Genomic DNA, 25,384 nt, shown 5'->3' with positions numbered 1-25,384 from the left:
GTGACCGTTGGCGAGGGCTTTCTTCGCACAATCATGAGGCTGGATTGCATGCACGTTACTCGTGCTTTCGATTGCCGCACCACATTGTGGGGCTCCTGTACACCCTCCCGTGGGGCCGACGAGAAGGAATCCTATTTGATAGTAATTCCTATTTGCGTGTAGCATGGGCGACACACTCAACGAGGAGCCCCATCGTGCCCCCATCTCTGCCTCCCAATCGTCCCCGTCTGCTGACCGTCAAGGCCGTTACCCGGATCACCCCCCATTTGCGCCGCATCACCTTTGCTGGCAGCGAGCTGGCTGACTATCCCTTTACCTGTGGCGGGGCCCATATCAAGGTGATGCTGGCCCAGCCACATCAGGTAGAGCCGGTGCTGCCCACCATGACCCCAAGCGGCCCGCGCTGGAGTGACCCGGCGGACAAGCCGGTGATCCGCACCTACACCATCCGCGCGTTTCGCCGTGATGAGCAGGAAATTGACATCGACTTCGTGCTGCACGGTGACGGCGGGCCCGCCAGTGCCTTTGCCACCCATGCCAAGCCGGGAGATAAGGTGATCCTCTCCGGGCCGGGTGGCCCCAACCCCATGCTGCAACCGGCCGAGCATTACTGCCTGGTGGGGGATCTCACTGCCTTGCCCGCCATCATGGCGATGTGCGAGGTGATGCCTGCCGAGGCCAGAGGGGAAATTGCGATTCTGGTGCCGGATCAGGCCGATGCTCAGCCGTTGACGCTGCCGGTCGGGGTGCGCTGTCACTGGTTTGTCGGCGAGCCCGAATCCAGCGGCCTGCTGGAGCATGTGATTGCTCTGCCGCTGGTGCGCGATGGCGGCTTCTTCTGGCTGGGTGGTGAAGAGGCGCTGGTGTTGCCGCTGCGCCGCTATTTTAGGTCAGTGCTCGAGGTGGCTCGCCAGTCGCTCTACGCCGTGCCGTACTGGCGGCGGGGCAAGAGTGAAGAAGCCTATCACCAGGCTCGTCACGATGTGATGGATAATTAAGCGGATGCGAAAGAATACCTGATTCACTCTTGCAAATAAAAATGATTTGCATTTAGTATTGCGCCGTCCCGATGTCAGTCGGCACGGCGTTTTTGTTATTGATGGCTGCGCGTGGCATAGCACAACGCAGGCCCTGCCGTAATGCACTGATGTTCGGGGCGATGGGGCATGGACGACAGTTCATGCCAATGAACTCCATCACTTTGCACCGGGTCTGGCGAGGTCAGACAGGGATGTCGGTGGTGTTGGCCTTGGTTGTTTTATGTGGAGTGTTGATGATGCGTACATCATCCCGACGATTTGCAGTGCATCCTCTGGTGTTGTCCCTTTTTGCCCTGCCAGCTCTGGCTCAGGGGACTGCGCCTGCCGCCGCTCATGAAACCATGATCGTGACGGCGACCAAAACCCGGCACAGCGAGCTGACCGCCCCGGCCAGTGTCTCTGTGGTGACCCAGGCTGAGCTCGACAAGCTCAATGTCAATGATCTGACCGGTGCCCTGAAACAGCTGCCGGGGGTTAATATCAGCCCCTCCACCAGCTACGGCCGCAGCGAGATCAAGTTGCGCGGTCTGGAGGGGGATTACACCCTGTTGCTGGTCAATGGCCGGCGTATCAGCTCCCGCGACGCCCTTACCTCCGGTTATGGCAATGATTTCGATCTCTCCGCCATCCCCATGGCGGCCATCGAGCGTATCGAAGTGATCCGCGGCCCCATCTCCTCCCTCTACGGTGCCGATGCGCTGGGTGGGGTGGTCAACGTCATCTTGCGCCAACCCGGGGAGAAGACCGAAGCAGCGGCCACCTATACCTTCAGCGACCCCACCGACGGTCACGGCGGGGATATCAACAAGGCGAGCGCCTATGTGGGCGGGGCGCTGATCGACAACAAATTGCTGGCCAACCTGGTGGTGGAAGGGAACCACCGTGACGCCTGGCAGAGCGAGCAGAGTATCAATCCCAAGGCCGATGCCATCGAGCAGCGTGAAAAGCTGGGGATCCTCTCCAACGTCAAATGGCTGATCGATGATCGTCAGGATCTGGATGTGGGGATGAACTACGCCAAAGACGATCGGGAGGCCCACTGGAACAACTACGGCCAGACGCCGCGCAATATCCAGCAGATGGAACGGTTGGGACTCAATGCCACCCACGTCGGCCGTTGGGATCAGTTCGACAGTCGGGTCGGCTATGCCTTCGAGCAGGTTGACCTGTTTGATGACTCCGAACTGATGACCGCGCTGAGCAAGACCAGCGGCGATGTAAGCCAGACCAACCACACCTTCGATGGCCAGCTGAGCGGCAATCTGGGCAGCCACCTGCTGACCAGTGGTGCCGAGTACCGCATCACCGAACTCAAGCACAACGTCAACCTCAAGGGGGGCGATGTCAGCGTCAACCAGAGCGCGCTCTATCTGCAGGATGAGTTTGGCTTTGGCGATCTGGCGTTGACCCTGAGTGGCCGGGTCGATCACCACGAGACCTATGGCACTGAGTTCAGCCCTCGTGGTTATGCCCTCTACAGCCTGACTGACAACTGGGTGGTCAAGGGCGGCATTGGCAAGGCGTTCAAGGCGCCGACCATTGCCCAGTCCAACCCGGACTATGCGGTAGCCGCCTGTCGTGGTCGCTGCGCCGTAGTGGGCAACACGGATCTGAAACCGGAAACCGCCGTCAGCTACGAGCTGGGCACCGCCTACGATGGTTCGTTCTGGGGTGCCGGGGTTACTGCCTTCCACAACGATATCAAGGACAAGATCCAGAGCGAGGCATGGACCTCCACCTGGCGTCCGGCTGTGATGACCTATCAGAACGTCAGCAAGGCCCGCATCAAGGGGGTGGAGCTGAGCGGCTGGTTTGATCTCACCGATACCCTGACCCTCTCCAGCAACGTCACCCTGATCGACGGGGAGGACAAGACCAGCGGCAAGGATCTCTATCGGACGCCGGAGCATACCGCCAACGCCAAGCTGGAGTGGCAGGTCATCGAGAGCCTGAGTACCCAGCTCGGCTGGAACTACACCGGCAGCCAGATCCTCCCGGTTCCGCGCATGAGCGGCACCACCTATGAGACCACCGCCGGATTCCACACCCTGGATGTCGGGGCAGTCTGGAACGCCACCCGGGCACTGGATCTGAAGTTCGGACTCAACAACCTGACCAATACCAAGCGTGACTGGGTTGCTACCGAGGCCGATCAGATCCTCGACGGGCGCACTGTCTATGCAGGTGTGGCCTACAAGCTGTAATGGCTGAGCGGGAGCCCGCACTGGCGGGCTTCCATTGTTGCCACCGCATCACCTCGGGTGATGGCTTTTATTTCACCCACATGGAATTGCAATCATAAGGAGTTAAAGGGTGTTTAGAGACCAGACCTCGCTGTTCTGGCTGGGATTGTTCCTCCTGTTCATACTGCTTTCTCTTTCGCTCGCCACCGGTGCGGGCGTCTATGGTGCCCGCGAGGTACTCGGCTACCTGATGGGCGATGCCCGCTGGGCTGGCGACGAGAAGCTCGCCATGGTGCTCAATACCTTGCGGATCCCGCGCACCCTCTGTGCCATGGTGGTCGGCGCCTCTTTATCTCTGGCTGCCTCCTTGTTGCAGAGTGCGACCCGCAACCCGCTGGCGGAGCCCGGTCTGCTCGGGGTCAACGCCGGGGCTGTCTTTGCGCTGGTGGTGGGGCTCACCTGGTTCGGGGTGGAGTCCGCCTACGGCTATCTGCTCTGGGCTGGACTCGGCGCGTTGCTCGGCAACGTGATTGTGCTGGGGCTCGGCATGATGATTGGCCGCTCCAACCCCCTCAAGCTCATTCTGGTCGGGGTGGCGCTCTCCGCCACCTTCGGCGGTCTCTCCAGTTTTCTGCTGCTCTCCAACAAGATGGTGCTGGAGCAGTACCGCTTCTGGAACCTCGGCTCCCTGTCGGCGGCCAATCTTGATGCCATCATTGCCGTGCTGCCCTTCGTGCTGGCGGCGTTTGTCATCACCCTGCTGCTCTGTCGCCAGCTGACCCTGATGCAGATGGGGGACAGCCAGGCCCAGGCGCTCGGGATCCGCCCCAACCGGGTGCGGATCGGCGTGCTGCTGGCTGCTACCCTGTTTACCGCCAGTGCCATCGCCATCGCCGGCCCCATCAGTTTTGTCGGCTTTCTGGCCGCCTACTGTGGCCGACTGGTGGAGCCGGTGAAACTGTCGGTGCAGGTCTGTTTCTCCGCCCTGTTCGGCATGCTGTTTCTGCTGTTGGCCGACATTCTGGCGCGCTGGCTGATCCAGCCGTTCGAGTTGCCCAATGGCGTCATTCTGGCCCTGATCGGCGCACCAGTGCTGATCGCCATCGTTCATCGCGGGGGCTTTCGTACCCTGCTGACCGTCAAGTGAGGGGCTGATGCGTACACCTACCGATATGATCTGTCTGCGGGCAGGCAACCGCTCCTTGCTGCTCCATCTGCCAAGCTGGCGCTGGCTGGCACTGCTGGCCGTGGCGCTGGTGGCGCTTGCTCTGCTGGCCCTGAGCGTTGGCGGCGGCAAGCTCGGCTTTGCCGGGGTGGTTAACACCCTGCTGGGGGAGGGGACCCGGCTTGAGCAGCTCACCCTGTTCAAGATCCGGCTGCCGCGCATCCTTGGGGTGGTGGTAGCGGGGGCCGCCATGGGGCTCTCCGGCTGTCTGGTGCAGACTCTGGTGCGCAACCGGCTGGCCACACCCGACATGGTGGGGGTCAACAACGGCGCCTCTCTGGCCATCATCATCTTTTCCCTCTATCTGACCGTGGGCAGCTGGCCCTGGTGGGCGGCACCTATCGGCGCCATCTTCGCGGCGCTGGTGCTCTATGCCCTCTGCCGCAAACCGGGTGAGCAGGGCTATCTGTTCGTGGTGATCGGCATCGGCCTCTCCGAGCTGTTCGAGGCGCTCGGCCAGTTCGTGATGTCCACCCAGGCCTTGTTGCACTTGAGCTCCCTCTATCTGTGGAATATGGGCAGTTTTATCGCCGTGGGTTACAGCACCATCACCCCCATCGCCATCCTGTTGCTGCTGCTCTGCCCCTGGATTGTCTATCTCTCCCGCTCGCTGGCGGTGCTGCGCTTTGGCCCCGAGATGGCCAGAGGGCTTGGCGTCAACGGCGATCGGGTGCAACTGGGCATTCTGGCGCAGGCCATTCTGGTGGCGGCACTCGGCACCGCCATCGGCGGCCCCGTGGTCTTTATTGCCATGGCGGCCCCCATTCTTGCCTCCTGGCTGGTGAAAGACCGGGTAGTGCCGCTCTGGCTGGCGGCGCTTAGCGGCGCCCTGCTGCTGCTTGCCAGCGATACCCTGGTCCGGGTGCTGGCCAGCCCCCACGAGGTGGCGACCGGCATCATGACCCGCATTCTCGGCGGCCTGTTGCTGCTGTTTCTTCTCGTTAACGATCGCCAGAGGGCTGACTGATGACGCTCACCGTAAATCGCCTCCACTTCGCCTATCAGCAGACCCCCATCCTGCGGGACATCTCCTTCAGCGTGCCGAGGGGCAAGCTGGTGGGGATCGTCGGCCCCAATGGCTGCGGCAAATCGACCCTGCTCAAGCTGCTCTCCGGCCAGATGAAAGCCCAACGCGGCGAGATCCTGCTCAAGGGCAAGTCGCTCGCCAGCTACCCCATGAAGGGGTTGGCGCGGGAGCTTGCCTATTTACCCCAGCGGCCGACCCTGCCTGCCGGCATTCTGGTGGAGCAGCTGGTGCAGTATGGTCGCCACCCTCATCAGGGCTGGTTCAATCAGTGGGGCGAGGAGGATGCCCGCATGGTGCGCAGCGCCTGCGAGCGGATGCAGCTTGGAAGCATCTGGCAGCAGAGCGCTGCGTCGCTCTCCGGTGGGCAGGCACAGCGGGCCTGGCTTGCGATGATCCTGGCGCAGGACAGCGACATGGTGCTGCTCGACGAGCCCACCAGTGCCCTCGATATTGGCCATCAGACCGAGGTGATGGAGGCGATCCACCGCATCACTGCCGAGGGTAAAACCGTGCTGCTGGTGATCCACGATCTGGCGATGGCGGCCCGCTACTGTGACGAGCTGATCGCCATCGGCGAGGGGGCCATTGCCGCCATGGGCCCGGCCCGTGAGGTGGTGACCAAGTCCCTGATCGACCGGCTCTACCAGACCAGTGTCGACATTCTGCATGCCCCCGGTGACGGGGCGCCCATTATCGTGCCCCGTCGTCACGAACATGGCCGCGCCCTGCGTTCGGCGAGTTGAGTTATATGGGCCTGCTCTGGTGGGCCCACCGAGTGTATCCACGCGGCCGATTATCCGGGCCGTGCAACGAGAAGGAGTGAGATGATGAAGCGTTTTGCCGCCCTGGCAGCAGCCATCCTGATGCTGGCCGCGCCGCTGGTTCAGGCGCAGGAGATGCGTGAAGTGACCGATGCGTTTGGCCAGCAGGTGCAGGTGCCAGCCCAGCCAAAGCGGGTGGTGGTACTGAGCGAGCTGGAACTCGACAGCACCCTGACTCTGGGGCTGACCCCCATCGGCGCCGTCAATGGCCGTGGTCAACCCACCTTGCCCCGCTATTTGCTGAACAAGGCGGGCATGGGTATCCAGGTGATCGGCGATCTCGACAGCCCCAATCTGGAGTCGCTGATTGCGCTGGAGCCCGACCTTATCCTGACCGGCCAGACCCGTCCCGAGCTGCTGACCTTGCTGGGGGAGATCGCGCCGACCGTGGTGACCAGCAAGTGGGGTGAGCCATGGCAGGATAGCTTCCGCCGCACCGCCCACACCCTTAACCGCGACCAGCAAGGGGATACTTTCTTGCTGCAGTATGCCGAGCGGTTGACTCAGGCTCGCAGCAAGCTGGCCAAGCATCAGGGGGAGAGCATCAGCATAGTGCGCTGGAACCCCAAGGGGCCGAGCTTTATGTATCAGGGCACCTTTGCCAGCAGCGTAGTGGAGTCGATGGGGCTGGTACGCCCAAGCAAGCAGCAGGGTACTGGCGCACCCCACTCACCGGCGCTGAGTCTGGAGTCTCTCAACCTGCTGGATGCTGACTGGCTGGTGGTGGGTACCCTGAGCGCCAGCGGCGATGCGGTGGATGCCATGCGTCAGGCGGAGCAGACCCCGGCGTTCCAGCAGCTGCCGGTGATCAAGGCCAAGCGTTTTGGCGCCGTGGACGGGTCACTCTGGACCTCCAGCGGCGGCCCGCAGGCGGCCCTCAAGGTGATCGAGGATGTGGAGCAGTTGCTGGCAACCCGCAGCTGAGTGCCACTGCACACTAGCGGTTAACCAATAGAAGAGGGAGGCTGAGGCCTCCCTCTTTGCTTATCCGTTCGGCCCGGAGCGAGCGGGGCATTTACTGAGGTTGGATTTGGGTGATGGTGAGCTTGCCACCCGGGTTCTCGGCGTGAAAGCGCACCGCATCCCCTACCTTCAGATCCTTGAGCAGGGCCGGATCAGCCACCCGAAACACCATGGTCATAGGGGGCATCTTGAGGTTATCGATCGCCTCGTGTTTGATGCCGACCTTGCCGTTGGCCGCGTCGATACGGGTGATGACCCCCTTGGTCATCATCATGTCGCCCATCTCGCTCATGCCCTCCATTTGCCCCATTTGGCTCATGTCGTGGCCCTGATGGTTCATCATCTCGGCAGCCTGCAGGCTGGTGTGGGTAGCGAGGCCCATCAGCAGGGTCAGTGTCAGCGTCTTGTAGTTCATCCTGGTTTCCTTGTCTGGTTTATGGGGTTGCTGTTTGTCTGGTTGAAAATGTTCTGTTCATCAGTGTGATGACTCCTGCTGATCCGCGGTGGTCAGCTGTTGCAGGGAACGACTGCGCCACAGGTAGTAGGCGGCGGGCAGCACCAAGAGGGTCAGTACCAGCGCGCTCACCATGCCGCCGATCATCGGCGCGGCGATGCGCTGCATCACCTCGGAGCCGGTGCCGTGGCTCCACATGATGGGCAACAGGCCGGCAATGATGGTCACCACCGTCATCATCTTGGGGCGCAGGCGCAGGGCGGCGCCGTGGACCACAGCACGGTGCAGACCGGCTTGATCCGGTTTGCCGCTGGCGACGAGGTCATCCCAGGCGTGGTTGAGGTAGACCAGCATCAAGACGCCGGTCTCCACCGCGACGCCAGCCAGGGCGATAAAGCCCACACCGACTGCCACCGAGAGATTGAAGTCGAGCAGCCAGAGGGTCCAGATCCCCCCCACCACAGCCAGCGGCAAGGTGGTGAGAATGAGCAGTACCTCCTGAACGCGGCGAAACGCCAGATAGAGCAGCAGCACGATAATGGCGACGGTGAGTGGCACCACGTAGGCGAGGCGCGCCTTGGCCCGCTCCATGTACTCGTATTGGCCAGACCAGGTGAGGGCGTAGCCCGCCGGCAGCACCAGCTGCTTGCCCACCTCGGCTTTGGCCTCATCGACGAAGGAGCCGATATCGCGGCCGCGAATGTCGACGTAGACCCAGCCGTTGAGGCGAGCATTCTCGCTGCGCAGCATCGGTGCCTCGTCGCTTATGTAGACCTGGGCCACGTCTGCCAGGGCGATGCGCGCGCCGCTCGGGGTGACTACCGGCAGCAGCTCGAGGCTCGCCACCGAGTCGCGATAGCTCTGGGGGTAGCGCAGGTTGATGGGGTAGCGCTCGCGCCCCTCTATGGTCTGGCCCACCTCCATGCCACCCACCGCAGTGGCGAGCACCGCCTGCACGTCGGCGATGTTGAGGCCGTAGCGGGCTGCTTTGAGCCGGTCGATATCCACCTTCACATAGCGGCCACCCGCCACCCGCTCGGCGTAGACCGATGAGGCGCCCTCCACCTTGCCAACGATCTGCTCAAGCTGTTGGCCGAGCTGCTGGATCACCTTGAGATCCGGCCCCGCTATCTTGATGCCGACCGGGGTCTTGATGCCGGTGGCCAGCATGTCGATGCGGGTCTTGATGGGGGGCACCCAGGCGTTGGTGAGGCCGGGGAAGCGGATGAGGGAGTCGAGCTCCTCTTTGAGCTTCTCTGGGGTCATGCCGGGGCGCCACTGATCGCGGGGTTTGAGCTGGATGCTGGTCTCCATCATCACCAAGTCCGCAGGGTCTGTGGCGGTCTCGGCGCGCCCCGCCTTGCCGAACACGTTCTGCACCTCGGGCACGGTACGAATGAGCTTGTCAGTCTGCTGCAAAATCTCCCGCGCCTTGCCCACCGAGATATTGGCCGCGGTAGTGGGCATATACATGATGTCCCCCTCATCGAGCGGCGGAATAAACTCGGAGCCGAGGTACTTGAGCGGCCAGAAGCCCGCCACCGTCACCACGGCGGCGACAGCCAGAGTGGTTTTCGGACGGGCCAGCACGGCTTTGAGCAGCGGCACATAGCCTTGACTCAGCCAGCGGTTCAGCGGATTGGCCTGCTCCGCCAGCACTTTGCCACGGATAAAGTAACCCATGATCACCGGCACCAGCGTGATGGCGAGCCCAGCCGCGGCGGCCATGGCGTAGGTCTTGGTGTAGGCAAGCGGGTGGAACATCCGCCCCTCCTGCGCCTCCAGCGCGAACACCGGCAGGAAGCTGATGGTGATGATCAGCAGGGAGAAGAAGATGGCGGGCCCCACCTCGATACTCGCCTCCGTGATGATGCGCCAGCGGTTCTTGTCGGTGAGCGCCTCCCGCTCCATGTGTTTATGGACGTTCTCGATCATCACGATGGCACCATCCACCATGGCGCCGATGGCGATGGCGATGCCCCCCAGCGACATGATGTTGGCGTTGATCCCCTGCAGGTGCATCACGATAAAGGCCACCAGAATGGCGATGGGCAGGGTGATGACCACCACCAGCGACGAGCGCAGGTGGAACAGGAAGGCGAGGCAGACCAGCACCACCACCGCGAACTCCTCCAGCAGCTTGCCGGAGAGGTTGTCGATGGCGCGCTGGATAAGGTCGGAGCGATCGTAGACGGTGACGATCTCCACCCCCTCCGGCAGGCTGCTTTTCAGCTGGGCGAGCCGCGCCTTGACCCCGTCGATGGTGTGCTGGGCATTCTCGCCATAGCGCATGACGATAATGCCGCCCACCACTTCCCCTTCGCCATTGAGCTCGGCCAGACCGCGCCGGCTCTGGGGGCCGGTGACTACATCCGCCACGTCACCCAGCAGCAGCGGGGCGCCGCGCACATTGGTACCGAGCGGGATCTGCTTCAGATCCTCCACGCTTTTCAGATAGCCGTTGGAACGCACCATGTACTCCGCTTCTGCCATCTCGATGACGGAAGCGCCGGTCTCCTGGTTGCCCTGCTTGATAGCGGTCTCGATTAGGGAGAGCGGGATGCCGTAGGCGCGCAGCTTGTCCGGGTCGACCCGCACCTGATACTGGCGCACCATGCCGCCGACGGTGGCGACCTCGGAGACCCCCTCCACCGTCTGCAGCTCGTACTTGAGGAACCAGTTTTGCAGCGAGGTGAGCTGGCTGAGGTCATGCTTGCCGGTTCTGTCCACCAACGCGTACTGATAGACCCAGCCCACCCCGGTGGCATCGGGGCCGAGCTGGGGACGGGCGGAGGCGGGCAGGTTGGGGGCGACCTGGCTCAAATACTCCAGCACCCGGGCGCGGGCCCAGTAGAGATCCGTGTTGTCGTCAAACAGCACATAGACGAAGGAGTCGCCGAAGAAGGAGTAGCCGCGCACCGTGGTCGCCCCCGGCACCGCCAGCATGGCGGTGGTAAGCGGGTAGGTTACCTGATCCTCCACCACCTGAGGTGCCTGCCCCGGATAGGCCGTCTTGATGATCACCTGCACGTCGGAGAGATCCGGCAGGGCATCCACCGGGGTCTGTTTGACCGACCAGAGCCCCCAGGCGGTGAGCATGAGGGTCAACAGCAGTACCAGAAAGCGGTTGCCCACGGACCAGCGAATGATGGAAGGGATCATGATCTAGCTCCTCCCTCTTGGCGTGGCGTGAACGGCAGGACATGGTTGCTAGTAAAACGGTAAGAGCTCGACGGGATCATGACTTGGCTCCCATATCGTGCTGGCTATGGTCCATGCCTTCCATCTTTTCCATCTCATCCGTTGCAGGCTTGGTGGTGTCACCGGTTGCTGGCGCTTGCTCCTGATGGATGGTGGTGATGCGATACTTATCCCCCTCCTGCATTACTTGCAGATGGAGGGTCTGCCCCTCGGCCAGTTGGCTGATGTCGACCCCTTCGGCGACGGCGAACTCCATCTCCATGGCGGGCCACTGCCACTCGGGGATGGGCTGGTGGGAGACCATCAAGGTGCGGTTGGCCAGATCGATGCTTTCAACCTCGCCCTGCGTCCACACCTGGGCGGGGCGCACCGCCGTCATGCGCTGGAAGTCCGAATCGATGGCCGATTCCGAGTCGAGCAGGAACTGGGCCGAGCTGACGATGCTGTCCCCCGCTTCCACCCCCGCCTTGATGGCAACCTTGTCGCCAAACTGGGGGCCCAGGGTGACGGCCACCGACTTGAAGTTGCCATCCCCCAGCGCCAGCACCAGCCGATCCTGACTGCCGGTGCGGATCACCGCTTCGCTCGGTACCACCAACTGCGGTTCTCCCTTGCCGGCCTGAATCGTCACCTTGGCAAACATATTGGGTTTCAGAAACTCGTCCGGGTTGTCAAAGCGCAGCCGCACCTTGAGGGTACGGGTGGCAGCATCCAGGGTCGGGTAGAGGTAATCCACCTTACCTTGCCAACTGCGGCCGGGAGCATAGTCGAGGGTCATGGTGACCGGATCGCCCACTTTGAGCTGGGCGGCCTGACGCTCGAACACCTCGGCACTCACCCACACCTGCTGCAGGGTGCTGATGTTAAAGAGGGCCGCTGCGGGCTCCACATACTGCCCTTCACGCACCTTGAGCTCGGAGACATAGCCGCTGCTGGGGGCATAGATGCCAATGGTTTCGCGCACCTGACGGCTGCGTTTGAGGGCCGCAATCTGATCTGCCGGTACCTGCAGGGACTTGAGCTTGCCCTCGGCGGCGCGCAGCAGCAGCGGGTTAGCCGTGTTGAGGGCGAGCAGATACTCGTGCTGGGCGTTGACCAGATCCGGGGCGTAGATCTCGTAGAGCAAGGCGCCTTTGGTCACCTGCTGCCCCTCGCTCTTGATGGCGAGGGTACGGATCCAGCCCGCCATGCGGGCGTTGACCGCCTCCAGTTTGTCTTCGTCATAGCCGACATAGCCCACCGTTTCGATCTGCTGGTGGATGGGCAGCTTCTCCACCTTGGCCAGCCGTACTCCCAGGTTCTGCTGGATCTCGGGGCTGATGGTGACTGTGCCCGGCGAGCCATTTTTTTGCTCTTCATAGATGGGGATAAAGTCCATCCCCATGTTGTCCTTGGCGGGGGCATCGCGCTTGTCGCGCGGATCCATGGGGTTGACCCAGTAGAGCGGCGTCTTCTCTTTGGCGGTTGCACCGTCGCTAGTCTGTTTGGCGGCCCAGTAGCCGCCACCGGCGCCAAGGGCGAGCAACAGGGCCGACATCAGGATGGTCTTGTTCATGATTGGCCTCCGGCGCTGAGTTGCATGTAGAACGTGCAGGGGGACAATGCGTCCGCGAAGGCGGCAACCTTGGACGGTGAAAAGTGGGCTGGTGACATGATACGTCTTCTCTTGTGCAGGCCGCCGGGCGGGTGAGGTGCAAGGCATCACCAAAGGGGCTGGCGGCAAACGGGGCGTTGCTGACGAGTCAGCAGACGCACGGCTCCCTGTTGCTGGCGGGGCCAGTGGTCACAGGGTCAAACAAGGCGTGCAGACACGAGCAAGGTCAACCTTGCCGCAGGCACGCAGTAGAAGATCGTTCTAGTGACGCAGCACCGACAGCATCAGATGTCGGCGCGGCCAGGAGGGAGGGTGAGTACCGCGGGATCGCAAGAAGGGGTCGCGTAGCCAGTTGTCCAGTACGCTGCTCGCCGTGCCAAGGGGCAGCAACAGCAGCGGCAAGATAAAGAGGGAGAGCAGCATGCCAAACAGCGGCAGGGCGTTGGCTGCGCCAGAGACGCCGGTCTGCATCTGGCAGTCACCGCTTGGGGTGGCGTCATCTCCCATCCCCTGATGGCAGAAGAGGGACGCGGTAGGGGATTGGTGATCCATGACCGTCATCGGCTCATCGCCAGCCATCACCATATTGTGGGGCTGGGAGGCCATTTGTCGGGGTGAGGTGTCGAGCGCTGGTTGCGCCCCATGCCAGCTGATGCAGAGGGTCAGATTGCAGATGAGCAGCAGTGCCAGCAATAGCCGGGCCAGAGCAACTGAGGGCAATCTTGCAGCAAGCTGGGTGAGTGACAATCCGGGCATCCTTCGGGGGCGAGTTGCCAAACTCTAAACCTTGCTCACAGGAGAAGGTCAAGGCTTCTGCTGGCGCTGCTGCTGCAGGTAGAGGTCACTGTATTTTTCCAGCAACTGGTCTATCCACTGGCTCATGCCCGGCGCCTGCAGCATGGGTTCCAGTTGCTCCAGGGTGCCAAGATGGGGGGATCGGAGCGAGACGGAAATATAGAGCTCGCCCCGCTGCAGTGGCCACAACAGATCCGCCAGCCCGCTATCCGGGTAATTTTCTCTCAGAAACAATCGGCCGGAAGAGCGGCCATACGGCACGAAGTCCACCCTGTCATTGGCCAGCAGGCCAAATACCTGTTTGAGGGAGTTGACCCTGTGGATGCGGGTATGGTCTTGCAAAAAACCATCCAGCTCGCTGCCGAGGCTGACCCCTATCATCATGGCGCCCCGCAATCCGGTCAGATCCTCCCGTTGTTGCAGCAAGCGGTTGCTGGGCTGGCGCACAAACACCGCCATGTCGTTGATCGCCATCGGGGTCTGGGTAAAACGGGAGTAGCGCGATCTCTCCTCGTTGCGCAGGGCACAGATGTTGATGTCCACCTCGCCCGCTGCCACCTTTTGCTGACAGCGAGCCCATGGCCCCACATAGGAGAGATCGACCTTGAGGCCGAGCCGTTGATAGAGTGCTCACCACCTCGGCACAGACGCCCACAATCTTGCCGTCCGCGTGCCAGTTCCACGGAGGATAGTCATGGTGGCCGCAGGCCGTCAGGGTCGAGCTTGCCAGGGTGGCAGAGAGCCACCATTCGATCAGCATGAAATCACTCCCGGATGATGTCCTCTGATTCTAGATGAGGATGGAGGTGCCATTTTGCGCTGCATCCCGCAAACGGGAAAACCGGGAAGGGAAAAACAGGCTGTCGAAGAGACGGTTACACTCGCCGCTCAGGGTGAGCCTTATCCGCCATTCCCTGCGGGCAGAAGAGGGGCCCGGACCTGCGCTGTGTAACAGGGCTGGGGTGTTGAGGCTAAACAGTTAAGTAATACTTAACTATTGCGTATGCCCAACCCTAATGAAGCTTGCCGCTCATCCCGTTAGGATGCGCGCCAGTCAGTCGCCACTATTGAGTGATGGTGCGTTTCCCGCGTCCGGATGCCGGTTGCAACAGGGAAGCGGGCCTCACAACATGCTTGCCAGCCCCCTCAATAGCGTGACGCCACGAACGTGCAATATAAAGCCGTTGGCTTCCCGGATGCTGATTGCCAGACACAGAAATGTCATTTGTTGAGATGCACACCCTCTCGGGTGCCCCCTTGTTCACTATTCAGGAGTATCGAAATGCAGCAACGACTGCTGTCGCTGATGCTTGCCGCTTTGCTGAGCCCTTCAGCAATGGCTGGCGGCCTTGCCCTCTACGAAACCAGCACTGCCAACAGTGCGCTGGCCAACGCAGGGGCAGCCGCCCGTGCCCAGGGGGCAGAGACCATCGCCAGCAACCCGGCCGGTATGACCAAGCTGGAAGGTACCCAGCTGCAGGTCAATGGCGGTGTGGTATACGGCGATCTCGAGCTGGATCTGGACAATGGCGGCAACAACGGCGGCAATGCGTTGCAGACAGCGCCGCTCGGCAGCGTCTATCTGACCCATGCCATCAATGACCAGTGGGTCGCCGGTTTCGGCATGTTTGGCAGCCATGGTCTGGGTATCGATTATGGTGATGGCTGGAAGGGCAGCGGCTATGTACAAGCCGCCAAGCTGACCGGCATCGCCTTTGCCCCTAGCCTGGCCTACCGCATCGACGCCAACTGGTCGGTGGGTGCCAGCCTGATCGCCATGCACGGCAGTCTGGATACCTCGCTGGATATGACGGCAAATCATTTCGCGGGTCGTGAGTTCTCGGATAGCGATTGGGCCTATGGCGGCTCCTTCGGGGTGCTCTACGAGCTGGATCAACACTCCCGTATCGGCCTGAGCTACTTCTCCGAGCTGAAGTGGAAGCTGGAAGATCAGCTGTTTACCCAGGTCAATCTTGCCGGTCTGGGCGTCGATATGATGATCCCGCAGACCGTTACCCTGAGTGGTTATCACCAGCTCAACGACCAGTGGGCCTTGCTGGCCAGCGCCAACTGGCAGCAGTGGTCCCGCTTTGGTGACATTGACGTGAATTCTGTGCCATATAGCACCACCGTTGATATGCACTACAAGGACACCTGGCACCTCAGCCTGGGTACCCAGTTCGACGTTACCCCCGCTCTGCGTCTGAGCAGTGGCATCGCTTATGACAGCAGCGCCGTGGACGATGCCCACCGTACCGTCAACTTGCCGATGGGTGAGGGATGGCGTTGGGGTCTGGGTGCCAGCTACCAGCTGAGCCCGGCTACCAAGCTGGAAGCCAGCTACACCCTGGCCTGGTTGGGGGATATGTCGGTTCATCACGATGGCGGGCTTATTCGCCCGGAAATCTCCGGCACCTACAACAACAGCTATCTCAACTTCTTCAATATCGGTGTGCAGCACCAGTTCTGAGGCGTGAGTCAAGCAAGCCCCCACAGGTTGGGGGCTTCTCCATCCTGCCCGTAGCCGGTCTGGTCATTGCCAACTGGCGCGGGGCATGAGCCGGGTGACCCTCGAGGAACACCCGTTTGATCACCCGTTACACGAGGAGCAACAGCGAATGTCATCACAACCTGCCTCTGCGTTAGCACGGTGGCTTTGGCGCCTGGCGTTTATTCTGGTCACGGTCGCTCTGGTTATCTTCTTCTCGAAAGGGGTCTGCATCTATCCGGTTGATGCGGCTCAGTTCAGTCATCCCCTGCCAGCCATCATGGTACTGCTCGATTCCGAGATCTTTATGGGGGTGATCACCGTCATTACCCTCTATGTCGTGCTCTATCTGATCCATCTGTTGTGGCAACTGCACGAGATCGCCGTGCATCGTGCCAAGTTGTCCGAGTCGGTACATATCACCCTGGTGTTCGCCCTCTCCCTGTGCGGGCTGTTTATCGACAAGACCTGGTGGGTGCTGGCCATCATCATCGCCTTTGCCCGCTGGGATGTGCTGGCCGAGCGGATGAGCCAGATCATCGGCCATGGTATTCGCCGTGGTCGTCATCAAGGGGAGCCATCGTGAAAGAGATCCTGCTGCCCTATATCCTGATCGTCTGGTTGCTGGTCAAGCTGAAGGTGCTGCCCTGGAACCTCAAGACCGGTTTCTGGAGCACCGCGATCGGGGCCTTGCTGGCCCTCGGATTGCTGACCACCTCCCGCCATCTGGCGCCGGTGGACTTCACCGATTCGGCCACGGTCAAGGCGCCTCATGCGGTGCTGGGCCCCTTGCTGGGCACCAACCAGTTCCACCAGATCGACGAGATCCATGTCGTCCACAACCAGCAGGTGAAGAAGGGTCAGCCCATCTACACCCTCGCGAACTGGGAGAGCGATGGCAAGGCACAAGCCCTGAGTCACCAGATCGACGCCCAGCAGGCCCAGATCAGCGCCGAGCTGAGCCAGCAGCGCGCCATTTTGTCGCGGCTGACCCTCAATCGCAAAGAGCTGGCGCGCTTGACCCAGCTGGGCAGTTTCTCCAGCATCCAGAGCCGCGATCAGTTGCAGGCCCAGATCGATGGTGATCTGGCGCAACAGAGTGCCAGCGAGGCCAAGGTGAAGATGATCGAGGCCCAGGTGCAGAATCTGGGGAGCGAGCTGGCGTTGCAGCAACGGCGGAACGAAGAGAAGGTGATCCGTGCCCCGTTCGACGGTCAGGTGTCGGTGGTCAATCTGGCAAACGGCTCGCGCACCGGCAACATGCACCTCTACGATACCTCGCGCAAGTTTCTGGAGTTTCGAATTCCGGATCAGAGTTACCGCGCCATTGAGCCGGGCCAGTTTGCCGAGTTCTATGTGGATGCCTATCCGGGGCGGGTATTCCGTGCTCGGGTTCACTCGGTGCGTACCGGCACGGGTGAGGCCCAGCTGAACGCGATGCAGGGTGATCAGCATGTGCGCCAGCATGTGGGCAACAACATGTCCAGCCATGGCCGTACCGTGGTGCTCGACATGCTGGAGCCGGAAGGGGTCGTGTTGCCCATCGGGGCGACCGGTTCGGCCTGGATCTCGGCGCACAAACCCCATCCGCTGCTCGGCTTTATCGACATCATCGGTGCTGCCACCGTGCGTCTCAAGGCGATGAAGGCCTATCTGTTTGCCATGTAACGCACGGACATAAAAAAGCCCCTCCGTGAGGGAGGGGCTTGGTTAGCGAGACTGCAGCGGTCAGGCCCGTTTCTCCGAGCGGCGCATGATGAGCCGGAAGAACAGCGGGATAAAGAAGATGGCGATGAAAGTGGCCGCCAGCATGCCGCCGATCACCGGCCAGCCGAGGGCGTGACGGCTTGCCGCACCGGCGCCGCTGGAGGTGACCAGCGGCACACAGCCGAGGATGAAGGCCAGCGAGGTCATCACGATGGGACGGAAACGCAGGCGCGCCGCCTCCAGTGCCGACTCGATGAGACTCATCCCCTCTTCGTGTTTCATCACCGCGAACTCCACGATCAGGATGGCGTTCTTGGCCGCCAGCCCGACCAGCGTCACCAGCCCGATCTGGAAGTAGACGTTGTTGGTCAGGCCCACCAGCCAGGTGGCCAGCAGGGCACCGAACAGGGCGAACGGCACGGCGGTGATCACCGCAAACGGCAGGGTCCAGCGTTCATACTGGGCGGCCAGAATGAGGAAAATCATCACGATACCGAAGCCGAACGCGGTGCCTGCGCTGCCTGCGGCCGCTTTCTCCTGATAGGCGGAACCGGTCCACTCCAGCTTGGCGTCGTTGCCCAAGGTGTCGTTGGCGACAGCTTCCAGCGCGGCGATGGCCTGACCCGAGCTGTAGCCGGGAGCGGGCTGCGCCATGATCTTGGCCGCCTGGAAGATGTTGAAGCGCTCCACCAGTTCCGGGCCGGTGGCGTCACGCACCGTCACCAGACTGCTGAGCGGGATCATCTCTCCCTTGTCGGAGCGGACATAGACATTGCGGATGTCGCTCTTCTTGGCGCGGTAGTCCGCCTCGGACTGCAACTGCACCCGGTAGGTGCGGCCGAACTGGTTGAAGTCGTTGACATAGACTTGGCCGAAGGTGGCCTGCATGGTGTCAAACACCGCATTGATCGGCAGCCCCAGCGCCTTGGCTTTTTCGCGATCCAGATCCAGATAGACCTGTGGCACGTTGGCGCGGTAGGTGGTGGTGACGCTGGCAAACTCCGGGCGCTCCTTGGCGGCGGCGAGGAAACGCTCCACTTCGCCAGAAAACGCCTGGGCGTTGCCGGTGCCACGGTTTTGCAGATAGGCCTCGAGGCCGCCGGTGGTGGACATCCCCTGAATGGGCGGCGGGTTGAAGGAGGCGACAAAGCCATCCGCCAGTCCCATCAGGCTCATCCCCTGGAAGGTCTTGGCCAGCGAGAAGGAGTCTTGCCCGGCCTCCTGGCGCTCGCTCCAGTCTGTCAGGGTAATAAAACTGAGACCGCTGTTACTAATGACGGCGTTGGAGAGAATGTCAAAGCCCGAGAAGGTGATGACATCCTTCACATGGGGGTTGGCCATGGCTATCTGGTCAAACTTGTCAGCCACTTCCTGGGTGCGGCTCATGGCGGCGGCATCCGGCAGCATGACGGCGGAGATGAGGTAGCCCTGATCCTCGTTCGGTACCAGCTCGCCCGGCACTTTCAGGAACAGACCGTAGATGGAGAGCAGCAGCACGGCGATGATGGCGAAGGCCACACCCACCCGGCGGTTGAGGAAGGCCACACCGCGCACGTAGCGGTTGGTCAGCTTGTCAAAACTGCTGTTGAACCAGACGAAGAAACGGGCCGGTTTGTGGTGCCCTTCTTTCAGCAGCAAGGCACACAGGGCGGGGGAGAGGGTCAGCGCCACCAGACCGGAGATGGCGACCGAGACCGCGACCGTGATGGCGAACTGCTTGTACATCACCCCCGTCATGCCGCCCATAAAGGCGACCGGCAGGAACACGGCGCAGAGCACCAGCACGATGGCGACCACCGGACCGGAGACCTCCTGCATGGCGAGGATGGCGGCCTCTTTGGGCGAGCACTTCTTCTCGCTCATGATCCGCTCGACGTTTTCCAGCACCACGATGGCGTCATCCACCACGATACCGATGGCGAGCACCATGCCGAACAGGGTCAGCAGGTTGATGGAGAAACCGAGCACCAGCATGCCGGCGAAGGTACCGATCAGCGATACCGGCACCGCGATACAGGGGATCAGGGTGGCACGGAAGTTCTGCAGGAACAGGTAGACCACCACGAACACCAGCACGATCGCCTCGAACAGGGTGTGGACCACCTCTTCGATGGAGATCTTCACGAACTCGGTGGTGTCGTAGGGGATCTGGTACTCAATATCCTGCGGGAAGCGCTCCTTGAGTCGCTCCATGGTGGCGTGCACCGCATCGGCGACCGCTACGGCGTTGGCGCCCGGTTGCAGATAGGTCGCGATACCGATGGCCGGTTTGCCGTTGGCGCGGGCGACCAGATCATAATCCTTGCCGCCCAGCTCGACCCTGGCGACATCGCGCACCCGGATCTTGGAGCCATCGGGCATGGAGCGGACGATGATGTCCTGGAACTCCTTCACATCCTCAAGACGACCCTTGGTCTGCACCGTGTAGGTGAAGTCGATAGGGGTCGTGGTGGGCTGGGCGCCGATCTTGCCTGCCGCGAACTGGGTGTTCTGCTCGCGAATGGCGCCGATAACATCGCTCGGAGTGAGCTCGAGCTGGGCCAGCCGATCCGGCCGCAACCAGATGCGCATGGCATAGTCGGTACCGCCAAACAGGGTGGTATCACCGATGCCGGGAATCCGCTTGAGCTCGTCGATGATGTTGAGCAGGGCGTAGTTCGACAGGTAGGTGGTATCAAACGAACCGTTCGGCGATTGCAGGGTCACCACCTGCAGGATGGCGGTCGATTTCTTCTTGACCGTGACCCCCTGCTTCTTGACCTCTTCCGGTAGCTGGGCCATAGCGGCCGACACCCGGTTGTTGACGTTGATGGTGGCCTGATCCGGATCGGTGCCGATCTCGAAGTAGACGTTGAGGTTCATCTGGCCGTTGGAGGCCGACCCCGACTGCATGTAGATCATCCGCTCGACGCCGTTGATCTGCTGCTCCAGTGGCGCCGCCACGGTCTGGGAGATCACCTCGGGGGTGGCACCCGGATAAAACGCCGTGACAGAGACTACCGGCGGGGTGATCTGGGGATACTGCTCGATGGGGAGCGAACGCATCGCCGCCAATCCGCTCAGCACGATAATGATCGAAATCACGCTGGCGAAGATGGGGCGTTCTATGAAGAACTTGGAAAACATACGGGCTCCTTACTTGGCCGCAGACTGGCTGACCACCTTGGTGGTGATGGCCTTCATCTCGTCGGCCGAGACCGGTTTGACCACGGCGCCGGGGCGAGCCTTCATCAGGCCTTCGACGATGTAACGGTCACCGGCATTGAGGCCACTGTCGATCAGCACACCATCGGTGACCACAGGTCCCAGCTTGACCGGACGCGGGATCACCTTGTTGTCGGCATCCACCACCATTACCATGCGGTCGGCCTGAGACTGGACGATGGCGCGCGGCGGCACCACGATGGCGTTTTTGCGCAGGCCCAGATCGATGGTCATGCGGACAAACTGACCGGGCAGCAGCACGCCGTCCTTGTTGTCGAAGATGGCGCGGGCACGGATAGTTCCGGTCTGCGGATCGACCCGGTTGTCGGAGAAGTTGAGCTTGCCCGCTTCCGGATAGACGGAGCCATCGGCGAGGCGAATATGGGTGCGCCAGTTGGTGGCGTCCTTGGCTTCAATGATCCCTTTCTTTACCGAGTTCTCGAAATTGAGGCGATCCTGCTCCGAGTAGGAGAAGTTGACGTAGAGGGGATCAAACTGGGTGATGGTGGTGAGCAGACCATTTTCGCCGCTGGTGGAGATGAGACTCCCCTCGGATTGGGAACTCTTGCTCGCCATGCCGTTGATGGGCGCGGTCACCCGGGTGTAGCTGAGGTTGAGCTCCGCCTCTTTTACCATGGCCTGTGCCGCCTGATGGCTGGCGATGGCGGCTTCGTAGTTGGCGATGGTGTCGTCATAGTCCTTGCGGCTCACCACCTGACGCTTGAACAGGGGAATGATGCGATCCCGATCGGCACGGGCCTTGTTCAGACGCGCCTGCTCCTGAGCCAGGGTGCCCTTGGCCTGCTCCAGTGCCACCTTGTAGGGCTCCGGGTCGATCAGAAACAGCTCCTGACCGGCGGTGACCGGCTGACCTTCCACATAGGTGCGCTTGAGCAGGATGCCATTGACCCGGGAGCGCACATCGATCTCGCGAAAACCGGCGGTCTCTCCCACCATCTCGCTGGTGAGTGGTACATCGGTCGGGGTGGCTTCGGCGACCACCACGGGGACGGCGGGCATGGTCTGGGCCGTCTGGGTCGTCTCGCCACCGCAGGCGGTCAATCCACCAATCAGCGCCAGGGTCAGCACGCTACGTTTGTACATCTCTTTTCCGGCAAGGGGCACCTTCATCATCACACTCCTGTTCAATCGATCCCAGTTGCTGCGTTCAGCAAAATTCTCCATACACATCATTAACTTCATGATTAAAAAAACAACTTTTTTATGAGAGGAATGAGAGATGATAGGTCTGTAATCTGAACCCAGCCTTCTCAAGGTGGCAATCAAGGTTGCCGATTGACGAAAAAAGCCTGACTTTTTCCGATGTGGCGAAGCTCAGCGGGGATGTTCGGCCCGGGCGAGGGTGGCCAGCAGCAGGGCACTGCTCTTCTCGTCTTGGTGATAGCCATTGAGAGCTGAGAGTCGTTCGGCTGCGGGGCCGTGGGCCACCAGACGCCCGGCTTTGAGCTCGATCAGGGTGGTGAAGTTGCGTCTGACAAATTCGGCATCGTGACTGATGGCCACTATGGTGGTGCCCTTCGCCCGTTCGCTGGCAAGCCAGCGTTCCAGAATGGCCAGCCAATGGGGATCGAAATCCCGGCTCGGCTCATCGAGCAGCAGCAAGGCGGGCTGCATGGCATGGAGGCACGCCACCGCCACCATCCGACGTTGGCCAGCATCGAGATCCAGCGGGTGGGATGCTGCCCACGCTGTCAGCTCGCACTGCGCCAGTGCCGCCGCCACCCGTTCCCGGATCTCTTCCCCCGGCCGTTTTTGCAGGCGCAGGCCAAAGGCGATTTCATCGTCGACCCGGCTGTGAAACAGCTGGCGCTCCGACTCCTGAAACAGAAAACCGATCTGACTGGCGCGCGCCAGAGCCCGCTGCTCGCAGAGATCCTGTTGTTGCCAGCTCACCGTGCCGGAGGTGGGGGCCAGCAGGCCCGCCGCCAGTCGCAGCAGGGTCGACTTGCCTGCGCCGTTATCTCCAATGATGGCTACCTGTTCCCCGCTGGCAATCTGCAATGTGATGTCGTGCAGGCAGGGATTGTCCGGTGCCCACGAAAAACAAAGGCGGTCAAAGCTCAGCATAAAACTCCCGCAAAATGGCCAAAGGGTAGGGATGATGGTGCGGGTCGCGCGCCAGCAACGCCTCGCGCAGGGAGTCCGGCAGGATCACCCGCCCGGGCAGATGGGGCAGCACCTCGCCCAGTTCGCCGCTGGCCAGCTGGCGGCCATGGTCGAGCAGTACTAACTGCTCGCAATAGTGAGCGGCCGGAAAGAGCCGCTGCTCCAGCAAGATGACGCTGCAGCCGCTCAGCTCGCTGTAGTGGCGGATCTGCCGCAGCAGAGTGTGGCTCGCCTCCGGGGTCAGGCGGCTGAAGGCCTGATCCAGGATCAACAGTTTGGGCTGCATCGCCAGCGCACAGGCCAGCACCACCCGCTGGGCCTGCCCCCCCGACAGGGAGAGCGGATGTTGCGTCGCCAATTCCTCGCAGTGACAGCACGCCATAGCCTCAGCCACCCGCCGACTGATCTCGGCCACCGGCAGCGCCAGATTGGCCGGGCCGAAGGCCACCTCATCGGCCACCGAAAAGCAGCAGCCGGAAAATTGTAGATAGGGGGATTGCTGCACCCACTGGCGTTGGGCCGCCTGTTCATTGAGCTGCCCCCCGTCGTGGGGAGTACCGAGGATGATGCCTGTCCCGGCCAGGGTATCGAGGTGCAGCTGTGACCAGCCTCCCGCCAGCAGTTGAGCCAGCAGGGATTTTCCCGCCCCGTTGCCGCCGAGGATGGTGAGCCACTCGCCAGCACCCAATTCAATGTCGAGGGGTCCCAGCTGGAAGTGGTCAGGATGGGCCGCATGGCCGATGGTTAATCCACGGAGCGATATCATGGCCACCACCTCCAGACGATCTCCAGCAGCACCAGCACCAGCAACAGATAGCGCAGCAGCGGCTCATGGTGCCGCTGCGGGATCTCGACCACGCGGGTGCGGGTTGGCTGGCTGCGAAAACCGCGCAGATCTAGCGCCATGCTGCGGGTGGCCAGCTCGCTCAACGCCTGTCCGACCAGCGGCGAGAGCAGCGGAATGGTCGCGCGCAGCCGGGCCAACGGATGGCCATCAAAGGGGACGCCACGGGCCAGCTGGGCCTCCCTTATCGCCCGCAGCTGGTGGCCAAGTTGCTCCTTGAGCAGCAGCGGCCCGCAGCAGAGGTAGGCGATGGCGATGGGCAGCCGGCTGGCAAACAGCGCATGGACAAAGCGCTCGGTCGAGACCGCCCACAGCCAGAGTTGGGCGCTGGCGAGACAGGCGAGCAGGCGACACCAGAGGGGCAGAATGGGGAAGGTTTCGCTGACAGGCGCCTCTGGCATGTCGAGCAGGATCCGCAACCAGGGGCCGTGAACCAGATAGAGCCCCAGCCCCAGCGGCAGCATCACCGCCAGCACCAGCTTTACCCGGGAGCGGGCTCCCGGTAGCACCATTAACGCGAGCAGCGGCAGCAGGCTCCAGCCCCAGAGCCAGGGGGGCGGCAGCACGCTGGCTGTGACCGAAAACCACAGCCAGAGTGTGAGGGAGGTAAACGGGTGCATCAGCGCACGGCGGCCATCTGCGGGAAGTGGCGCAGGGTGCGCTGCGGCAGGCGGCGTACCAGCCCCCAGGCGATCAGCACGGTCAGCAGCTTGTCCAGCAGGTTGGTGCCGAGCACGGTGACGGCGACCGACTCCTGCAGATCGCTGCCCATGGCGTGCAGGTAGGCAACCATAAAGTCAGCACCGCTGCCGGTGGCGCCACCAAACAGGTAGGAGCGGATGGGAATGGCCACCAGGGTGAGCGCCAGGGTGATCACCACGCTGCTCACCACTACCTTGGGCAGATTGTTGAACCAGCCCGCGCGTGCCAGCAGTCCGGCACTGAGGCCAATCATCATGGCGACCGGGGCAAAGGCGGCGGCGATGGGGCCGGTGAGCAGGCCCCACAGCAGGTTGGTGAGCAGACCGGTGGCGATCGCCATCCAGGGGCCCGCCAGAATGGCGCAGAGCACAGTCCCGATGGAGTCGAGGAAGATGGGCAGCTTGAGCATGGAGACCGCTTGCCCCGCCACCATGTTGATGGCGATGCAGATGACCATAAAGGCCAGGTTGTAGCTGGAGAGTTTACTGACGGACATAGTGATCCTCACAAGGTTCTGGGGGTAATGAGCAGCTCTTCATAGCCGGAGTGGGGGCAGGGGGCTCGGGTGAAACGGTACGCCTCCAGCTCGCCAATCACAAGTTCGAGGGTGGTGCGGACCCGGCAACCGGGCAGCACATGGCCACCTCGCATCAATCCCTGCTCGTCAGAGAGGGAGAGGTGCAGGTGTTCGCACTCCGGGTCCAGGGTGCCGCCGAGGGCGATCACCTCGAAGGCCCCCTCCAGCAGGGTGCCATCGGGCCGGGCGGCATAGCGCAGATTGGCGTGGGTCAAACTGCCGACCGCCCCGGCGATCCAGGCAGCCTGCAGGCCGTGTTGGGCCATGTGCGCGCGCAATCCGGCGATCAGGTCCTCCCCCGGTAACAGGCGCAGAGCCAGAAAACGGGCGGGGGAGAGGGGAAGATTAGGGGGGGTCACGTCATGCTCTCCTTGCTGCAAAAAGAAGGTGCCCTGAGGCACCTTGTCTGGATAGGCTGTTTACGCCCTTTTA

General features: G+C 62.1%; 21 protein-coding genes. 9 read left to right on the top strand and 12 right to left on the bottom strand.

Going from position 1 to position 25,384, the window contains the following annotated elements:
* The first annotated feature begins 194 nt into the window (after positions 1–194).
* The 6 genes from PG888_RS02240 (at position 195) to PG888_RS02215 (ending at position 7,220) form a co-directional block, all read left to right on the top strand.
* Entirely contained in the window at positions 195–998 is an 804-nt protein-coding gene (locus PG888_RS02240; RefSeq protein WP_182937816.1) for a siderophore-interacting protein, read from the top strand.
* A gap of 278 nt (positions 999–1,276) precedes the next feature.
* The gene (locus tag PG888_RS02235) at positions 1,277–3,244 is read left to right on the top strand and encodes a TonB-dependent receptor domain-containing protein (protein ID WP_182939768.1); all 1,968 of its coding nucleotides are present in this window, start codon (positions 1,277–1,279) and stop codon (positions 3,242–3,244) included.
* Positions 3,245–3,353: 109 nt separating this feature from the next.
* Positions 3,354–4,370 (top strand): FecCD family ABC transporter permease, encoded by a 1,017-nt coding sequence (locus PG888_RS02230; protein ID WP_182937815.1) that lies wholly within the window; start codon positions 3,354–3,356, stop codon positions 4,368–4,370.
* Positions 4,371–4,377: 7 nt separating this feature from the next.
* Positions 4,378–5,415 carry a FecCD family ABC transporter permease gene (locus PG888_RS02225; protein ID WP_182937814.1) on the top strand — a complete coding sequence of 346 codons (1,038 nt, stop codon included), beginning with the start codon at positions 4,378–4,380 and terminating at the stop codon, positions 5,413–5,415.
* A complete protein-coding gene (locus PG888_RS02220) occupies positions 5,415–6,218 on the top strand; it encodes an ABC transporter ATP-binding protein (protein WP_182937813.1) in 804 nt (267 codons plus the stop codon). The genes PG888_RS02225 and PG888_RS02220 overlap by 1 nt, the downstream gene beginning before the upstream one ends.
* Before the next feature lie 84 nt (positions 6,219–6,302).
* Positions 6,303–7,220 carry an ABC transporter substrate-binding protein gene (locus tag PG888_RS02215; RefSeq protein ID WP_182939767.1) on the top strand — a complete coding sequence of 306 codons (918 nt, stop codon included), beginning with the start codon at positions 6,303–6,305 and terminating at the stop codon, positions 7,218–7,220.
* Between the two features lie 91 nt (positions 7,221–7,311).
* Here PG888_RS02215 and PG888_RS02210 read toward each other — a convergent pair whose 3' ends face one another.
* The 5 genes from PG888_RS02210 to PG888_RS02190 form a co-directional block, all read right to left on the bottom strand.
* On the bottom strand, positions 7,312–7,674 hold the full coding sequence (locus tag PG888_RS02210) for a copper-binding protein (RefSeq protein ID WP_182937812.1): 363 nt from the start codon (positions 7,672–7,674) through the stop codon (positions 7,312–7,314).
* Positions 7,675–7,734: 60 nt separating this feature from the next.
* Entirely contained in the window at positions 7,735–10,875 is a 3,141-nt protein-coding gene (locus PG888_RS02205; RefSeq protein WP_182937811.1) for an efflux RND transporter permease subunit, read from the bottom strand.
* 76 nt (positions 10,876–10,951) lie between these two features.
* Positions 10,952–12,469 carry an efflux RND transporter periplasmic adaptor subunit gene (locus PG888_RS02200; protein ID WP_058054106.1) on the bottom strand — a complete coding sequence of 506 codons (1,518 nt, stop codon included), beginning with the start codon at positions 12,467–12,469 and terminating at the stop codon, positions 10,952–10,954.
* Between the two features lie 300 nt (positions 12,470–12,769).
* Positions 12,770–13,264: a hypothetical protein gene (locus PG888_RS02195; protein WP_182939766.1), complete on the bottom strand. Its 495-nt coding sequence runs from the start codon at positions 13,262–13,264 to the stop codon at positions 12,770–12,772.
* Positions 13,265–13,312: 48 nt separating this feature from the next.
* Positions 13,313–13,891, bottom strand: coding sequence for a substrate-binding periplasmic protein (locus PG888_RS02190; protein WP_232093552.1), 579 nt, complete (start codon positions 13,889–13,891; stop codon positions 13,313–13,315).
* A gap of 694 nt (positions 13,892–14,585) precedes the next feature.
* Here PG888_RS02190 and PG888_RS02185 point away from each other — a divergent pair.
* From PG888_RS02185 to PG888_RS02175, 3 genes are all read left to right on the top strand, one after another.
* On the top strand, positions 14,586–15,773 hold the full coding sequence (locus tag PG888_RS02185; RefSeq protein ID WP_182937810.1) for an OmpP1/FadL family transporter: 1,188 nt from the start codon (positions 14,586–14,588) through the stop codon (positions 15,771–15,773).
* Between the two features lie 148 nt (positions 15,774–15,921).
* Positions 15,922–16,377 (top strand): hypothetical protein, encoded by a 456-nt coding sequence (locus PG888_RS02180; protein WP_182937809.1) that lies wholly within the window; start codon positions 15,922–15,924, stop codon positions 16,375–16,377.
* Complete coding sequence (locus PG888_RS02175) at positions 16,374–17,459, top strand: HlyD family secretion protein (protein ID WP_042656971.1); 1,086 nt, start codon at positions 16,374–16,376, stop codon at positions 17,457–17,459. The genes PG888_RS02180 and PG888_RS02175 overlap by 4 nt, the downstream gene beginning before the upstream one ends.
* A gap of 60 nt (positions 17,460–17,519) precedes the next feature.
* On the opposite strand, the gene PG888_RS02170 is transcribed toward PG888_RS02175, so the two are convergent.
* From PG888_RS02170 to PG888_RS02140, 7 genes are all read right to left on the bottom strand, one after another.
* Positions 17,520–20,624 (bottom strand): efflux RND transporter permease subunit, encoded by a 3,105-nt coding sequence (locus PG888_RS02170; RefSeq protein ID WP_182937808.1) that lies wholly within the window; start codon positions 20,622–20,624, stop codon positions 17,520–17,522.
* A gap of 9 nt (positions 20,625–20,633) precedes the next feature.
* Entirely contained in the window at positions 20,634–21,833 is a 1,200-nt protein-coding gene (locus PG888_RS02165; protein WP_163128344.1) for an efflux RND transporter periplasmic adaptor subunit, read from the bottom strand.
* 204 nt (positions 21,834–22,037) lie between these two features.
* Positions 22,038–22,790 (bottom strand): energy-coupling factor ABC transporter ATP-binding protein, encoded by a 753-nt coding sequence (locus PG888_RS02160; protein WP_182937807.1) that lies wholly within the window; start codon positions 22,788–22,790, stop codon positions 22,038–22,040.
* Positions 22,777–23,595, bottom strand: coding sequence for an energy-coupling factor ABC transporter ATP-binding protein (locus PG888_RS02155; protein ID WP_197970771.1), 819 nt, complete (start codon positions 23,593–23,595; stop codon positions 22,777–22,779). The genes PG888_RS02160 and PG888_RS02155 overlap by 14 nt, the downstream gene beginning before the upstream one ends.
* Positions 23,592–24,293 (bottom strand): energy-coupling factor transporter transmembrane component T, encoded by a 702-nt coding sequence (locus PG888_RS02150; protein WP_182937806.1) that lies wholly within the window; start codon positions 24,291–24,293, stop codon positions 23,592–23,594. The genes PG888_RS02155 and PG888_RS02150 overlap by 4 nt, the downstream gene beginning before the upstream one ends.
* A complete protein-coding gene (locus PG888_RS02145; protein WP_182933828.1) occupies positions 24,293–24,871 on the bottom strand; it encodes an ECF transporter S component in 579 nt (192 codons plus the stop codon). Before PG888_RS02145 ends, PG888_RS02150 begins: the two co-directional genes overlap by 1 nt.
* A gap of 8 nt (positions 24,872–24,879) precedes the next feature.
* Positions 24,880–25,311, bottom strand: coding sequence for a PPC domain-containing DNA-binding protein (locus tag PG888_RS02140; RefSeq protein WP_182933829.1), 432 nt, complete (start codon positions 25,309–25,311; stop codon positions 24,880–24,882).
* Positions 25,312–25,384 lie beyond the last annotated feature (73 nt).

The sequence above is a fragment of the Aeromonas sp. QDB23 genome, assembly GCF_027707745.1.
Lineage (GTDB): Bacteria > Pseudomonadota > Gammaproteobacteria > Enterobacterales > Aeromonadaceae > Aeromonas > Aeromonas allosaccharophila.
The sequence above is the reverse complement of the archived record's forward strand: the minus strand, read 5'-3'. Positions and strand labels throughout refer to the sequence as shown.